Origin of the sequence: Streptomyces sp. DG2A-72, from assembly GCF_030499575.1 — a bacterium.
GTDB lineage: Bacteria > Actinomycetota > Actinomycetes > Streptomycetales > Streptomycetaceae > Streptomyces.
The window spans coordinates 1771230-1787073 of sequence record NZ_JASTLC010000001.1 but is presented as its reverse complement, the minus strand read 5'-3'; the positions used below and the strand labels follow the sequence as shown (position 1 = coordinate 1787073).

General features: G+C 72.0%; 12 protein-coding genes. 4 read left to right on the top strand and 8 right to left on the bottom strand.

Going from position 1 to position 15844, the window contains the following annotated elements; genetic code table 11:
• The first annotated feature begins 28 nt into the window (after positions 1-28).
• Both QQY66_RS08640 and QQY66_RS08635 read left to right on the top strand, forming a co-directional pair.
• Positions 29-1279 carry an FAD-dependent oxidoreductase gene (locus QQY66_RS08640; RefSeq protein ID WP_301978513.1) on the top strand — a complete coding sequence of 417 codons (1251 nt, stop codon included), beginning with the start codon at positions 29-31 and terminating at the stop codon, positions 1277-1279.
• A complete protein-coding gene (locus QQY66_RS08635; RefSeq protein WP_301978511.1) occupies positions 1266-1979 on the top strand; it encodes an MFS transporter in 714 nt (237 codons plus the stop codon). Before QQY66_RS08640 ends, QQY66_RS08635 begins: the two co-directional genes overlap by 14 nt.
• Here the strand turns inward: QQY66_RS08635 and QQY66_RS08630 are convergent.
• Together QQY66_RS08630 and QQY66_RS08625 are read right to left on the bottom strand one after the other, a co-directional pair.
• Complete coding sequence (locus QQY66_RS08630) at positions 1888-2727, bottom strand: thioesterase II family protein (protein WP_301978510.1); 840 nt, start codon at positions 2725-2727, stop codon at positions 1888-1890. The genes QQY66_RS08635 and QQY66_RS08630 overlap by 92 nt on opposite strands.
• On the bottom strand, positions 2724-3620 hold the full coding sequence (locus QQY66_RS08625; RefSeq protein ID WP_301978509.1) for an AfsR/SARP family transcriptional regulator: 897 nt from the start codon (positions 3618-3620) through the stop codon (positions 2724-2726). Before QQY66_RS08625 ends, QQY66_RS08630 begins: the two co-directional genes overlap by 4 nt.
• 236 nt (positions 3621-3856) lie before the next feature.
• Between QQY66_RS08625 and QQY66_RS08620 the strand changes: the two genes are divergently transcribed.
• Positions 3857-5026: a sensor histidine kinase gene (locus QQY66_RS08620; protein ID WP_301978508.1), complete on the top strand. Its 1170-nt coding sequence runs from the start codon at positions 3857-3859 to the stop codon at positions 5024-5026.
• A 28-nt stretch (positions 5027-5054) separates the two neighbouring features.
• Here QQY66_RS08620 and QQY66_RS08615 read toward each other — a convergent pair whose 3' ends face one another.
• The 6 genes from QQY66_RS08615 to QQY66_RS08590 all read right to left on the bottom strand — a co-directional run bounded on the left by QQY66_RS08615 (position 5055) and on the right by QQY66_RS08590 (position 14820).
• A complete protein-coding gene (locus tag QQY66_RS08615; protein ID WP_301978507.1) occupies positions 5055-5663 on the bottom strand; it encodes a DNA-binding response regulator in 609 nt (202 codons plus the stop codon).
• A gap of 138 nt (positions 5664-5801) precedes the next feature.
• Entirely contained in the window at positions 5802-8006 is a 2205-nt protein-coding gene (locus QQY66_RS08610; protein WP_301978506.1) for an MMPL family transporter, read from the bottom strand.
• Between the two features lie 204 nt (positions 8007-8210).
• Positions 8211-9869 (bottom strand): allophanate hydrolase, encoded by a 1659-nt coding sequence (atzF, locus tag QQY66_RS08605; protein WP_301978505.1) that lies wholly within the window; start codon positions 9867-9869, stop codon positions 8211-8213.
• A 12-nt stretch (positions 9870-9881) separates the two neighbouring features.
• Positions 9882-13394, bottom strand: a complete 3513-nt coding sequence (locus tag QQY66_RS08600) for a 5-oxoprolinase/urea amidolyase family protein (RefSeq protein ID WP_301978504.1) — start codon at positions 13392-13394, stop codon at positions 9882-9884.
• Positions 13391-13987 (bottom strand): urea amidolyase associated protein UAAP2, encoded by a 597-nt coding sequence (locus QQY66_RS08595; protein ID WP_301978503.1) that lies wholly within the window; start codon positions 13985-13987, stop codon positions 13391-13393. Before QQY66_RS08595 ends, QQY66_RS08600 begins: the two co-directional genes overlap by 4 nt.
• Positions 13984-14820 carry an urea amidolyase associated protein UAAP1 gene (locus QQY66_RS08590; protein ID WP_301978502.1) on the bottom strand — a complete coding sequence of 279 codons (837 nt, stop codon included), beginning with the start codon at positions 14818-14820 and terminating at the stop codon, positions 13984-13986. The genes QQY66_RS08595 and QQY66_RS08590 overlap by 4 nt, the downstream gene beginning before the upstream one ends.
• Before the next feature lie 148 nt (positions 14821-14968).
• Here QQY66_RS08590 and QQY66_RS08585 point away from each other — a divergent pair, with 148 nt between their 5' ends.
• Positions 14969-15595, top strand: coding sequence for a TetR/AcrR family transcriptional regulator (locus QQY66_RS08585; protein ID WP_301978501.1), 627 nt, complete (start codon positions 14969-14971; stop codon positions 15593-15595).
• Positions 15596-15844: the final 249 nt, after the last annotated feature.

Genomic DNA, 15844 nt, shown 5'->3' with positions numbered 1-15844 from the left:
GACCGTACGGCCCAGGGAAGGCGGGACGATGGACGAAACAGGGCGTGAACTGCGTACCCAGGTCTGTGTGGTGGGTGGCGGGCCCGCCGGGCTCACCCTCGCCGTGGAACTCGCCCGGCGCGGGGTCGACGTCGTCGTGCTGGAGGCGTCCAAGCACTTCAACCGCTCGTTCCGCGGGGAGTCCGTGTCACCCGACTCGGTGTGGCTCCTCGACGAGCTGGGCATCCTCGACCGGCTCGACGGCGCCTACGTCCAGATGCACCGGTTCGAGATCGAGGACTCCGGGCACACCGTGCTCCGCGCCGACTTCGACCGCTTCCAGTACCCGCACCCCTTCCCGGTCGAGCTGCCGCAGCACACCCTGCTGTCGACGCTCGCCGAAGCCGGCGCCGAACACGCCTCGTTCACGCTGATCCAGGGGGCGACCGCCACGGAGCTCCTCCGGGACGGGGGCAAGGTCACCGGCGTACGGGCCCGCACGCCCGACGGCGCGACGACCGTCCACGCCACGCTCACCGTCGGCGCGGACGGACGGTTCAGCAAGGTGCGGGAGATGTCGGGGCTTCACGCGCAGGTGATGCCGCTCGACCGGGACGTCGTCTGGCTCAAGCTGCCGTTTCCGTACGACAGTTGGGACGACCGTACGTACCGGGTGCGCATCCGGGGCGACCAGCACGGGCTGTTCATCCCGACCCGGCCCGACAGTGTGCGCGTCGGGTTCAACATTCCCAAGGGTGGCCTGAAGGAGATCCGTAAGCACGGGCTGCCCTTGCTGCACCAGCGGCTCGATCTGCTCGCACCCGAACTGTCGGACACCGTTCGCAACCACATCCGTGGCTGGTCGGACACATCCATGCTCGACATCTTCACGACCGTGGTGCCGCGTTGGTCGGCCCCCGGCCTCGTCCTCATCGGCGACGCCGCGCACACCCTCACGCCGATCCTCGGCCAGGGCGTCAACCACGCCATCATCGACGCGGTGACGCTGGCGCCGCTCCTGGAGGACGCGCTCCCTGAGGGCCCGGCCGCGCTCACCCACGCGACCGACCGCTTCCAGCGCGCCCGCGAGGCCTCCGTCGCCCGCTCCCGCGCTCTCCAACTGCGCCAGGAACGCCTCTTCTCCCTCGGCGGCCGACTCGGCGGTGGCTGGCGCCGCACCCTCTACCGAGCCGTCGACCACAGCGAACGCCTCACCCACAAGGTCCTCGCGGGCGCGTATTTCCAGGTGCAGAAGCCGGGGGAGCGGGTGGCCAAGGTGCAGCAGGATGTCAGGGGCTGAGGAGCCGGGTGGCGGGGCTGTGGTGAGGCGGGTCGGCGACGCGGGCTCCGACGCGGCCGAGCGCAGCCGTCGCACCGGTGCGGGCTGCGGGCCTGAGCGGCAGGGCCCGGTGCTTCTCGCCGCCCTCGCCCTGCATCAGCTCGTCATCGCCGGTGCCGGAGCGGTCGTCGCCGTGCTCGGGGCCGAACTGCATGCCGCGAACGGGTTGCCGACGACCTGGCTGCCCTGGGCCGTCATCGCCTACGTCGTCGGGCTCGGTGCCCTCGTGCTGCCCGCTCGGCGTCTCGGCCGGCGCACCGGGCCGCTGGTGATGCTGCTCATCGGGCTGTGGCTGTTCGCGCAGGCCTCCGTCGCCTGCACGCTCGTACCGGATGCCGGGGCCTTCCTCGCGCTGCGGGCGGCGCAGGGTGCGGGGGCGGCCGCGCTGACCGCCGCCGCGCTGCTCGTGGTGCCGGTGCACACGAACCGGCTGCTGGTGGTGTGGGGCGCCGTGCTGCTCGCCGGGGTGACGGCGGGGCTGGTCGCCGGGGCCTGCGTGCCCGCGTCCCACTGGCGTTGGACGTTCTGGGCCGACGTGCCGCTGACCGCGGCCGGCGGGGTCACGGCGATCAGGGTCCTTCGGGTGCGGAGGCGGCGGGGTCGGGCTCCGGCCGGCGTACGGGATGCGGTGGCTCAGCCGGTGCGGGATGCGGCGGCGTGAGGTACCGGCGTACCACCGCCGCCACCACGTCGAGCAGCGCGGGCTCGTGCGTGCGGAGGAAGAAGTGACCGCCCGGCACCGTCCACAGCTCCCAGCCGCGGGCCGCGCACATCCGCCACTCCCGGACCTCCCCACGCGGCACCAACTCGTCCGTCTCCCCGGCGAACAGATGCAGCGGGACGTCCACCCGATCGGCCGTCCCCTCCGCGTCGGCGCACAGCCGGAGGTCGTCCCGCACTATCGGCAGCAGCGCCAGCAGCCACTCCGGATGCCCGAGCAGCACCGGCGGCAGCCCGCCCAGCGCGGCCAGTTCCCGGGTCAGCTCCTCGTCGGACGCGTCCGGGCCGCCGATGCGCGGCGGGGGCAGGTGCGGGGCGCGGTACGCGGCGAGCAGCGCGGCACTCGGCAGCCGGGCACCGCGCGACTGACGACGCCGTACGACCTCGTACGCGAGCAGCGCGCCCATGCTGTGCCCGTACAGCAGCACCGGCGGCCCGTCCGCGTCCAGCACGGGGCTGAGCTCCGCGTCCAACTCGACGATGAGCGGGGCCAGTTCGCTGTGGCGGGGTTCGGCGATCCGGCCCTCGCGGCCGGGCAGCCGTACCGGCAGGACGTCCACCGCGGCGCCCCGCCGGGCCAGCCCCCGCTCCCAGCGGACGTAGGCGGAGGCGCCCCCGCCCGCGTACGGGAAGCACAGCAGCCGGCCGGCCGCGCCGGGACGCGGTGGACGCGACAGGTACTCCGTCACCGGGCCGCCAATGGTCGCGGCAACCAGGTCCCCTCGCTGTCCAGCGCCGGATCCCCGCGCAGCACGGCCTCGTGCAACTCCCGCAGCCGGGACGACGGTTCGAGGCCCAGCTCGTCGGCGAGGGTGCGGCGCAGCGCGCGGAACGTCTCCAGGGCCTGCCAGGAGCGGCCGCTGCGGTGCAGGGCGAGGATCAGCTGCGCGTGCAGGGCCTCGTGCAGCGGGAACCGGGAGGCGAGCGAGGCGAGTTCACCGAGCACGACCCGGTGCCGACCGAGCCGCAGCTCCGCGTCGAAGCGCTCCTCCAGGGCCGCCATCCGCAGCTCCTCCAGCCGCAAGGCCTCCGCCCGCAGCACGAACCCCGGCTCCACGTCGGCGAGTACGGGGCCCCGCCACAGCCTGAGCGCCCGCATCAGCAGCGCACAGCCCTCGTCGTCCACGCCCTTCTCGATCGCCTGCCGCCCCGCCGTGGCGAGGTGTTCGAAGCGGGCGGCGTCCGTCGACTCGGCGGGGACATCGAGCAGATAGCCCCCCGGGACGCGCCGCAGCAGGTCCCGAGGGCCCAGGCGCTCTGCGGGACGTGCCGCGATGGGCTGTCGTTTGTCTGCCGGCCCGTCGTGGCTGGTCGCGCAGTTCCCCGCGCCCCTTCGGGGCGCGTCCGGTTCGAGAGCCTGTGCGATGAGCCGGCGGAGCTGTTTCACATACGTGTGGAGCGTGGCCTCGGCCGAACGCGGCGGCCGGTCCCCCCACAGCTCGTCCACCAGTATCGAAACACTCACCGGGCGCCCGCAGTCGAGCCCGAGCAGCGCCAGGACCTTGCGTGGTTTCGCGGCGCTCGGGACGACTGACGCCTGCCCGATCCGAGCGCCGAGTGGTCCGAGTAAGGCGATGTCCATCACGTTTTCCCCCCAGTGGTACCGCACCCCGCGTGGAATGCCCCTTTGACGGTGGCAGCAGGTGTGCGCCGGGCACCAGTGACCTCGGCACGAAGGCGATGTGAATCCGTCACGCACCCACATGGGTGATATGGCGCACTACGGCGGGGTACAGATGCGCACTGTCGGCCGGGACTCCGCCTCGCCTACCATCCGCCCCGTCTGGACCTGAGTTGGGGAGACTCTGGGGGAGTCCGATGCCCGCACCGGCCGAACGGGCGCTTGGCATGCCCGAGCGCTCGACCGCCACACCGACCGCGCCGGAGCACGCCACGCGCGCCGTCCTGATCGTTCCTGTCGTGTTCCTGCCTCTGGGCGTATGCGCCATCGCCGCCGAGGACCCGGGCCCGGCCGCCGCCGCGCTCTCAGTGGCCGCGCTCATCGGGACGTATGTCCTGTTCCTGCTGCTCAGCCTGCCCGTACGGCGCCGGATCCACGGGCACCGGCTGGGGCTGACGCTCACCGCGCAAGGCGTCCTCGGTTTCCTGCCCGTCGTCGCGCCGGGACCGGTGTGGCCCGGCATGGCCGGATACTTCGCCGGCTCACTGCTGCTGACGGTGGCGGCGCGCACGGGCCGCGTGCTCGCCGCGCTCGCCGTCGCCGGGGGGTGCGCCGCCGCCATCGGCGAGGGCGCCGGACCCGCGAACTGGCTGTACGCGGGCTGGTCCACCGCCGTGGTCGCCCTCGTGGTGTACGGCACCGCCCGTCTGAGCCGGCTGGTGCTGACCGCCCGTGAGGAGCGGGAGATGCTGGCCTGGCGCGCGGTCGAGCAGGAGCGCCGCCGCTACGCCCGCGACCTGCACGACCTGCTCGGCTACAGCCTCTCCGCGATCACCCTCAAGGGAGACCTCGCCCAGCGGCTGGTACGGCAGCACCCCGAGCGGTCCCGGGAGGAGCTGGACGGACTGCTGGTGGTGGCCCGCCAGGCGCTGTCCGACGTCCGCACCGTGGCGCGCGGCTACCGCGATCTGTCGCTCACCCTGGAGGCCGAGTCGGCGCGTTCACTGCTCACCGCGGCCGACATCCGCACCGGCGTGGACCTGCGCTGCGAGAGCCAGGGGCCCGTCGGAACGGTCCTGGCGACGGTGCTGCGGGAGGGCGTCACCAACATCGTCCGGCACAGCAAGGCCACCGAGTGCCGGATCGAGACCCGGCGCACGGACGGGGGGTTCGTGCGGCTGGTCATCACCAACGACGGGGCGGGGGCGGTGCGTTCGGGTCCCTTCCCGTGTCTGGAGGGCAGCGGCTCGGGAGGTCTCGCCAACCTCGCCGAGCGGCTCGCGGCGATCGGCGGCCGGCTCACCGTGGACACCGACGAACGGGGGTGGTACCGGGTGACCGCGGAGGCGCCGGCGCACTTCGGGTAGCGCACTTCGGGCGGCGCAGCTCGGGTGGCTACAGCAACCAGCCCGACTCCTGCGCGATCCGCACCGCATCCAGCCGGTTGCGCGCGTTGAGCTTGGCGACGACGGAGGTGAGGTAGTTCCGCACGGTGCCCGCGGACAGGTGCAGCGCCTCGGCGATGTCCGTCGCGTCGGCGCCCCGCGCCGCCCAGCGCAGGATCTCCGTCTCGCGCTCGGTGAGCGGCGACTCGCCGTCGGAGAAGGCGGACAGCGCCAGCTCCGGGTCGACGACCCGCTCACCTTCGGCGGCCTTGCGGACCACTTCGGCGAGATAGGAGGCGGGCGAGTCCTTCAGGACGAATCCGGTGACCCGCTCCGCCAGGGCCCGGCGCAGGGTGCCGGGCTTGCCGAGGCTGGTGAGGATGACGGTACGGCAGCCGGGCAGCCGCTCGTGCAGCTGCGCCGCCGCCGTGATGCCGTCGGTGCCGGGCAGGTCGAGGTCGAGGACCGCGACGTCGGGCCGGGAGACGAGCGCGGCGTCGAGCACCTTGTCCCCCGATTCGACCTCAGCGACCACCTCCAGGTCGGGCTCCAGGTTGAGCAGCGCCACGAGGGCACCACGCACCATGGAGACGTCCTCGGCCAGCAGGATCCGAATCAATCCACCCCCCAGGCAGACGCGGACAGCAGGTCCGCCACATGTGGCCCGGAGTGTAGCCCCGCCCCATGGCTGTTTTGTGAGGGATTTGTGCGGAGGGTAGATGTATGGTAACGCTCAGCCACAGAAGCCGTGTTGGTGCTATTGAGTCACCAACTCGCGTGTGTCTGCGGGGTTTTCGGTCATTCCCGCGCGCCGGTGCAGCTTCCGCAGCGCGCCCGGCGCCCACCAGGTGGCCCGGCCGGTCAGCCGCAGTACGGCGGGTACCAGCAGGCTGCGCACGACCATGGCGTCCATCAGCACCGCGAGCCCCACGCCCAGGCCCAGCATCTTGATGTTCGTGACCCGTGAGGTGCCGATCGCGACCATCACCACGGCCAGGATCAGCGCCGCCGCCGTGATCAGCCCGCCGGTGCGCCGGATGCCGTCAGCGATCGCGGCCCGGTGGTCGCCGCCGGTCTCGTACTCCTCCTTGATCCGGGAGATCAGGAACACCCCGTAGTCCATGGAGAGTCCGAACGCCACACAGAACATCAGCACGGGGAGTGCGGTTTCGATGTCACCCGTGGGCGTGAAGCCGAGCGGCCCCGACAGATGGCCCTGCTGGAAAACCCACACCATCGCCCCGAACATGGCGGTCAGGCTCAGGGCGTTGAGCAGGATCGCGAGGACCGGCAGCAGCACGCTGCCGGTGAACAGGAAGACCAGGATCAGGGTGGCGGCGACAATGATGCCCAGCGCCCAGGGGAGGCGTTCGGCGGTGCCGTCCTGGGTGTCGGCGAGGACGGCGGCCGGACCCGTCACCGAGGTGTCGAAGGGCGCCGGGACATCACGGATCTCGTCGACCAGGTCCAGGCTGGAGCGCGAGGTGGCCTCACCCGAGTGCATCACGGTGAGGTACCCCGGCTGCTCGCCCGCACCGGCCCGCGCACCCTTCACGAACTGCCCGGCGGGACCGGTCACTTGGACGACATGCGGCAGCGCGGACACCTGACGGCTGTACTCGGCGACCGCCGCCCGGTCCGTGGAACCCTCGATGAGCACACTGAGCGCGCTGCCCGGACTCGCCGGGAACTCCTCCCTCAGCTGCTGCTGCACGACCCGCGGACCGGCGGACTCGGGCAGCTGCCGGTCGTCCGCCGTGCCGAAGTGGACGTCCTTGAACGGCAGCCCGAGGGCCACGAGGACGGCCACCGTACCGACGAGGAAGTACGGGGCACGGCGCATCACGAGCCGGGCGAGCCGTCCCCATGCCGCACCGGGTTCTCCCGTCTCCTTCCGGGCGAGCGGCACCCGCAGCGCGTTCACCCGGTGGCCGAGCAGCACCAGCACCGCAGGCAGCGCGATCAACGAGGCCGCCGCCGCGATCAGTACGACGGCGATCCCGGCGTACGCGAACGACTTCAGGAAGTACTGCTGGAACACGAACATCGACGCCAGACACGCGGCGACGGTCAGCGCGGAGAACAGCACGGTCCGGCCGGCCGTCCGCAGCGTCGCGATCACCGCCGCCCGGGGCTCCAGCCCCGCCGCCAGCTCCTCGCGATGGCGTCGCACGATGAGCAGGGCGTAGTCGATCGCGAGCCCGAGCCCCAGTGCCGTCGTCAGGTTCTGCGCATACACCGAGACATCGGTGAACTCGGTGACGATCCGCAGTACCGCGTTCGTGCCGAGGATCGCCACGATCCCCACCAGCAGCGGCAGCAGCGCCGCGACCGCGCTGCCGAACACGATCACCAGCAGGACGAGGGTGAGCGGCAGCGCGATCATCTCGGCCCGGACGAGATCCTCGGCGATCACCTCCTGCGAGGCGTGCCGCACGGCGGCCGGACCGCCCAACTCCACGTCCACCACACCGTGTTCGCCGCCGTAACGCGGCTCCAGCGCCTTGAGGGTGTCGTCGACCGCATCCTCGTTGCCACTCAGATGCGCGGTGATCAGCGCCTCGCCGCCGTCCTTCGCACGCAGCGCCGGGTCTTTGCCGTTGTCGCCGTCCCAGTACGAGACGACGCCGCCGACGCCGGGTTCCTGGGCCAGATCCCGGGCGAGGGAGCGGGCTTCGGCGGTCACCTTCGGGTCGTCGACGCCGTTCTCCGCGCTGACGAGCAGCAGCAGATTCGGCTGGGACGCGGGAAAGCGCTTCTCCAACTGAGCGGTGGCGTAAGTCGATTCGGAGCCCGGGATCTGTGAGCCACCGCTGCCGAGCCGGTCCGCGACCCCCTTGCCGAGCAGCACGGCCGCCGCGGTGAGCAGCAGCACGAGCAGAAGGGTGAGGCGTGGCCGGGCGGTGAGCGCACGGGTCGTACGACTGCTGTCCGGTGGGGTGGGCGGGGGCGAGCTGGTCATCGGAGGCGTCCTCCCTGAATCCCCGGGATGGCCTGGGGTTCCCTGGTGAGCGGGCAGGGTGCTGCGGCCTCCGATGGTCGTGACCGAGGCTAAAGCGGCGGCTGCGCGGAGCGCTCCGCGATGGGCTGTCGTTTGTCTGCCGGCCCGTCGTGGCTGGTCGCGCCCACGCGGCGGAGCCGCATATCGATACAGCCCCGCGCCCCTTCAGGGCGCGATAGCGCCCGACGCGCTGAGATACGCGCGCCAGCCCCCGTACGACGTGATGTCCGCCGCCCCGTCGAGCGCGCCCGGCTCGCACAGGAAACCGGGGACGTGGCTGCCGTCGGCCAGTTCGACGCTGCCCAGCGCCATCGGGCGGGGGAGTGCGGCCAGCAGGCGGCCCAGGCCTTCGGCCGGGAGGCGCCACACCTCGGTTTCGACGGCGGCGCCGGCTTCGCTGACGTGGACGAGGCCCGGCTTGGGCGGGGTGGTCGCGAGTGCGTGCAGGCGGTAGACGGGGGCGGTGGTGGTCGTACGGTCCAACCGGGCGCCCAGCGCGAGGAGTTGCGGGTTCAGGGGCTGGCCCGACAGATGGGCGCCGACGACCGCGAGCCGGATTTCCGGCTGCAGCAGCCCGGCGATCCGCGCCAGCCGCTCGTCGGTGAACGCCGGGCCGATCAGCATCACGCCGAAGGGGAGGCCGTTCACCTCGCCCGCCGGGACGGCCACCGCCGCCAGGTCGAACAGGTTGGTGGAGTTGGTGAAGCGGCCCAGGCGGGCGTTGGCACCCCGGGGATCGGCGGCGACCTCGGCGAGGGTGGGGTGGCCGGGTGTGGTGGGCAGCAACAGGGCGTCCGCGTCGGCGAGTTCGGCTTCGGCCTGGGCACGCAGGGCAGCGAGCCGCTCCTGGTCCGCGTAGAGCTGGTGGGCCGGGATGTCGCGGGCGCGGGTGATGATGCCGGCGACGGTGGGATCGAGACCGGCGCCGCCTTCGGAGAGCAACTTGTCGATAAAACTCCCCACGGCGGTGTAGCGCTCGGCCACGAAGGCGCCCTCGTAGAGCATCGCGGCGGCTTCCGTGAAGGGGGTGAGGTCGATCGTCCGCACCTCCGCGCCTGCCTCGACGACCTGCCGTACGGCCGCCTCGTACGCCTCCGCCCAGCCCGGATCCAGCTCGCCGAGCTGCCGCGGCGAGGCGACCGCGATCCGCCAGGGGCCCGGCGGGCGTTGGGGGAGCTGCTGGGGCAGCGTGGTCATGTACGACATCGCGTGCTCGGCTTCCGGGAGCGTCCGCGCGAGCACCGTCACGCAGTCGAGCGAGGCACACGCCGGGACGACCCCCTCCGTCGGGACCAGGCCACGGGTGGGTTTGAGGCCGACGATGCCGTTGAAGGCGGCCGGCACCCGGCCCGAGCCCGCGGTGTCCGTGCCGAGGGCGAAGTCGACCAAGCCCAGCGCCACGGCGACCGCCGATCCGGAACTGGAACCGCCGCTGATCCGCGCCGGGTCGTACGCATGGCGCACGGCGCCGTAGGGGGAGCGGGTGCCCACCAGGCCCGTCGCGAACTGGTCCAGGTTCGTGGTGCCCAGGACCAGCGCACCGGCCGCACGCAGCCGGGCGACCACCGGAGCGTCCGCCTCCGGCCGGTAGGCGTACGACGGACAGCCCGCCGTGGTCGGCAGCCCGGCCACGTCGATGTTGCCCTTGGCGGCGAAGAGGCGCCCCGCGAGAGGCAGCCGCTCACCGCGGGCCACCCGTGCGTCGAGCGCGGCGGCCTCCGCCTCGGCCTCCTCCCGTGGCCGCAGGTCGATCCAGATCTCGGGGCGGTCCACGGCCTCGATACGGGCGTAGGCGGCGCGAACACGGGACATGACGGTCGGCATTGCTTGTGCTCCTCAGTCTGCTGAGGGCGCGAGGACGACCAGGGCCGTCCCGGCCTCCACCTGGTCCCCGGGCCCGACCAGGATCTCGGTCACCACGCCGTCGACCGGCGCGTGCACCCTGGACTCCATCTTCATCGCCTCCAGCGCGAGCAGCGGCTGCCCGGCGCTCACCTCGTCTCCCTGCCCGACGTTCAACTGCCAGACGGACGCGGCGAATTCGGCCTCTATGAGTCGGCCGCCCGCCGGCACCCGCACCTCGGCCGCCGGTGCCGCGGGCGCCACCGCGGTCTGAGCCCGCGTGAACTCGCCCGCCGCCTCCCACGCGTCCCGCTCCGCCGCGAACGCGGCACCCTGCCGGGCCCGGAACTCGGCAATGGACGCGGCGTTCTCGGCGAGGAAGGCCTGGTACTCGGCGAGTGAGAAGGTGCCCTCCTCGATGCGTGGCACAAAGCGCCCGGACTTGATGTCGGCTCGCAGCTCCAGCAGCTCCTGGGCACCCACCGGATACCACTTGATCCGGTCGAAGAACCGCAGCAGCCACGGCGACCCCGGCTCGAACGCACCGCGCTGCTGCCACGGCGACCACACCTGGGTCGTACGGCCCACGAACTGATAGCCGCCCGGGCCCTCCATGCCGTAGATGCACAGATACGCCCCGCCGATGCCGACCGAGTTCTCGGCGGTCCAGGTGCGCGCCGGGTTGTATTTCGTCGTCACCAGCCGGTGCCGTGGGTCGAGCGGGGTCGCCACGGGCGCGCCCAGATAGACGTCTCCCAGGCCGAGTACGAGGTACTCCGCGTCGAACACCGTGCGGTACACGTCCGCCACCGAGTCGAGTCCGTTGACGCGGCGGATGAACTCGATGTTCCACGGGCACCAGGGCGCGTCGTCGCGCACGCCCGCCATATAGCGGGCGATGGCCTCGCGGGTCGCCGGGTCGTCCCAGGAGAGGGGGAGGTGGACGGTGCGGGAGGGGACGACGAGTTCGTCGGAGGGCGGGAGCGAGGAGACCGTTTCCCTTACGGCGGCGAGGAGTTCGTGCTGGGGGAGCCGTCGCGGGTCGGTCCGGATCTGGAGGGAGCGGATGCCCGGTGTGAGGTCCGTGATCCCGTCGAGGGATTCCTCGGCGATCGCTTCCATCAGCGCGTGGACGCGCATGCGCAGGGCGAGGTCCAGCTGCATCGGCCCGAACTCGACGAGCAGGCTGTCGTCGCCGCTTCTGTGGAATGTCACATCGCGGTCCCGCGCCAGCACCCCACCGTCCACGATCTCCGCCCGCCCCGCCCCGTCCACATCCACCGGCACGAACCGCACCGTATCGCCCGGCCGCAGCTGCCCCAGCTTCCACCGCTCCGCGCTCAGCACCACGGCCGGGCACACGAACCCGCCGAGCGAAGGCCCGTCCGGACCCAGCAGCACGGGCATGTCGCCCGTGTAGTCGACGGAGCCGACGGAGTACGGCGTGTCATGGATGTTGGACGGATGCAGGCCCGCCTCACCGCCGTCCGTGCGGGCCCAGCGCGGCTTCGGACCGACCAGCCGCACACCCGTCCGCGCCGAGTTGAAGTGCACCTTCCAGCCGGCCGCGTAGAAGTCCCGGATGTCCTCCTCGGTGAAGAACTCCGGTGCCGCATGCGGGCCTTCGACCGCACCGACGTGCCATACGGTGCCGAAGGCGGGGCGGTCGTCGAGCGGTACGGGCGTGCCGTCCGCGACCGTCCCCCCGTGCAGCACATCGCCCGTCCGCAGCTCCCGGCCCCCGTGCCCGCCGAACCGGCCCAGCGTGAACGTGCTCGCGCTGCCCAGGAACCCGGGCACGTCCAGACCGCCCGCGAACAGCACATACGTCCGCAGACCGTGCTCCGTAGGGGCCCCGACCTCCAGTACGGCCCCCGCCGGCACCGTCACCGGCTCCCACGGCGCGACCGGCGCACCGTCGACGGTCACCGGCGCGGGAGCACCCGTCACGCACACGGTCGTCGGCTGCGTGAACCTCAACGCCGGTCCCTGGAGGGTGCATTCGAGCCCGGGCGCGCTCTCGGGGTTGCCCAGCGCCCGGTTGCCCAGCCGGAACGACCGGTCGTCCATCGGGCCGCTCGGCGGCACGCCGACCTGCCAGTAGCCGGTGCGGCCCGGCCAGTCCTGCACCGTGGTGAGCAGCCCGCCGGAGACGACCTCGATGCGCGGGGTCGGATCGCTCACCCGCGTGAGGGCGGCCGTCGAGTGCAGGGCCGCACCGAACTCCCGGTCCGCGAGCGCCGCCCGCACCAGTCCCAGGTTGGTCTCGATGCCGTCGACCCGTGTGCGGGCCAGCGCCGCGTCGAGCCGCCGCAGAGCATGCTCCCGGTCCGGGCCGTACGCGATGACCTTCGCCAGCAGGGGGTCGTACGCCGTCGTCACCTCCGTACCCGTCTCCACCCAGCCGTCCACCCGCACACCCGGCGGGAACTCGACCCGCGTCAACAGGCCCGCGCCGGGCCGGTGTTCACGGCTCGGATCCTCCGCGTACAGGCGTGCCTCGACGGCGTGACCGCGCGGCGCGCCCGGGTCGCGTACGACGTCGTTCTCGCCGCGGGCCAGCCGCAGCATCCAGGCGACCAGGTCGACGCCGTAGATCTCCTCGGTGACCGGGTGCTCGACCTGGAGGCGCGTGTTGACCTCCAGGAAGCAGGCCTCCTCGCGGGCGGCGTCGTAGACGAACTCGACGGTTCCGGCGGAGCGGTAGCCGACCGAGGCGCACAAGTCGCGGGCGCTGGAGGCCAGTTGGTCGCGCACATGGTCCGGCAGCCCGGGCGCCGGCGCCTCCTCCAGCACCTTCTGGTTGCGTCGCTGGAGCGAGCAGTCCCGGTCGCCGAAGGTGACGACCTTCCCCGCGCCGTCGCCGAAGACCTGCACCTCGACATGGCGGGCGTTCTCGACGAGCCGTTCCAGGAAGACACCGGCGGAGGAGAAGGACGCGGCGGCCACGCGCTGCACCCGCTCCCAGGCCTCGGCCAGTTCACCGGCGGACCGACAGGCCGACATACCGATACCGCCGCCCCCGCCGGTCGCCTTGAGCACGACCGGATAACCGATCGCCCGGGCTGCCTCCAAGGCCTCCTCGACCGAGCCCAGCAGCCCCGTCCCCGGCGCCAGCGGCACCCCCGCGGCCTGCGCCGCCGCCCGTGCCGTGTGCTTCGCGCCGAACAGCTCCAGCTGCTTTGGCGTCGGGCCCACGAACACGATCCCGGCGTCCTCGCAGCGCCGCGCGAAGGCCGCGTCCTCGGACAGGAAGCCGTACCCGGGATGGATCGCGCCCGCGCCGGTGTCCTTGGCGGCCTTCAGCACCAGGTCCACATCGAGGTACGACTCCTTCGCGGGCGCCGGGCCCAGCCGTACCGCCTGGTCGGCCAGCCGGACGTGCGGTGCCGAGCGGTCCGGGTCGGAGTACACGGCGATGGTGCGCAGACCGAGTTCGCGGGCCGTGCGGATGATCCGTACGGCGATCTCGCCGCGGTTGGCGACCAGCAGCGTCTCGAAGCTCACGCGGGCTCCCCGATCGTCATCTCCACCGCCGTCGGAGCGAAGCCGTTGCAAGGGTTGTTGATCTGCGGGCAGTTGGAGACGAGGACCAGCACATCGCGTTCGGCGCGGAGGGTGAGGGAGAGGCCGGGTGCCGAGATGCCGTCGACGATGCCGAGGGTGCCGTCCTTCTCGACCGGCACGTTCATGTACCAGTTGATGTTGGAGACCAGATCCCGCTTGCCCAGCCCGTACTTCGAGCCCTCCGCCAGGAAGTTGTCCACGCACGCGTGCTGCGACCAGGTGTGGTGGCCGTACCGGAGCGTGTTCGACTCCTTGGAGCAGGCGCCACCGACCGTGTCGTGCCGGCCCACGTCGTCGGCGACCACGGTCATGAGCGGCGTGTGCTCGTTGGACATCAGCACACTGCCGGTGGTGAGAAAGATGTTGCCCTGTGCGTGGATCGTGTCGGGCGCGCTGTAGCGGACCGACGTGTCGTGGGCGTCGTACACCAGGAAGTCGACGGCCTGGTTGCCGTGCAGGTCGGTGATGGTGAGTGTCTCGCCTGTCCGGACGACCGACGACCAGGCGGCGCGTGCGGGAACGACGGTCTTCATGCGAGCCCCCTCGCGGCAAGGAATTCGGCGGTGTTGAGGAAGGCGCGGCGGCCCTCGGGGGAGGCGTCCCACAGAGGGTCGCCGGCCTTGGTCGGCTCGGCGCGCCAGGCGAGCACCTCCAGCGGGGTGCTGACGTAGTCGTCCCGCGGGTCGACCGGATGGGGCACGTTGGCGATCAGCACCGTGACGTCCTGCTCGGCGCGCAGCGTCACCCTGCCGCCCGGGCCGGCCGAGCCGGTGAAGTCCAGGGCGCCGTCCTCGCGCACCTCCACGCCCTGGAAGAACGACAGCGACGGCGGCAGGTCGCGCGGTTCGAGGCCGTGCTTCGCGGCGGCCAGCTTGAACAGCTCACGTCCGGCCGGTGAGCCGGACTGCGGGGCACCGTCGCCGTACCGCTCGGTGTTGCGTACGAGGGTGGAGGTGCCGCAGAGCGCGTCGTGCCGCCCGGAGGTGTCGGCGATCAGCGAGGCGAGGACGCGGCCCTGGTCGGAGAGGAGTAGCAGGCCCTCGCCGAGGTAGGCGTTCCACTGGACCTTGACCGTGTCGGCGACGTTCAGCCGCTCCCACGGCCGGTCGGCGACGTACAGCAGCAGATGCGCGCAGGCGTCGCCGCGCAGGTCGGTCAGGAGCAGCTCGGTGCCGCGGGCCAGCGCCCGGTGTGTGTAGTTGCCGCCCGCCACCGTCTCCGCCCACACCAGCCGGCCCGCCTCGCGAGGCGGCTCGGGCCAGTCGGTGGCCGGGACGACAGGCATGGCCTCGGTACGCGTGCCCTCCTGGGCGCGCGCATGCGCACGGGCTCCGTAAGTGGTCGCTGTTGCCTTCCCTGCTGTCATCGCGGACCTCCGGCTCCGGTGTCTTTGATTTCTGTCGCTCGACAGAAATTAGGCACGGGGCGCGTCACCGGCATTGCCCGGGTGCTTCCGCCCAGTTACCGATTCCTCACAGAGATCGCGACCTGCGTCAATATGCGAGGATCGGCGGATGGGCACGAGCAGGGGACGACGCGTCGGCAGACCGCGGGCCGAGCGGCGGCCCGACAGCGGGCTCGAGCCGCGTGACGAACTCCTCGCCGCCGCCGCCGAGTTGTTCACCATGCGCGGCTACGCGGCCACCACCACCCGGGCCGTCGCCGAGCGTGCGGGCATGCGGCAGGCGTCCATGTACCACTACGTCTCCGGCAAGGAAGAACTGCTCGCCGCGCTCCTGGAGTCCACGGTCGCCCCGTCGCTGACTTACGCGCGGGAACTGCTCGCCGACGACACCACCCCGGCCGAGGATCGGCTCTGGGAGCTGTGCCGCGCCGACGTGGAGCTGCTGTGCGGCGGCCCGCACAATCTCGGCGGCCTGTATCTGCTGCCGGAGGTGCGGGCCGAGCGGTTCGCCGGTTTCCATGCCGTTCGCGCCGAACTCAAGGACGCCTACCGGCAGTTGCTCGCCGCCACGGACGTCGGCGGCCAACTCGCCAAGACTGAGCTCGAATTGCGGACGGATCTGCTGTTCGGGCTGATCGAAGGCGTCATCCTGGTCCACCGCTCCGAACCCGAGCGTCCCGTTTCGGTGTTCGCCGAGGCCGCGGCGGACGCGGCGCTGCGGATCGCCGGAATCTGAGCGCCGCCCACGGAAGCCGATCTTCACCCGTCACGGTGAGTGTTCTTCGTACGGCCGTACGTGGTGACGCATCGTGTGCGAATGATCTCTGAGCGTGTAAATGGGGCCGAGATTACTCCTGTCCCGCGCCCCATTTCAGGTGCTTGCTGAATATGACACAGCGATGATCCGGTCGGACTAAGCTCGCCCGCAGCGCACCGAGTTGGCACATATTCGTGCGCTTGTTCCCAAACATGCAGAAGATCCTGA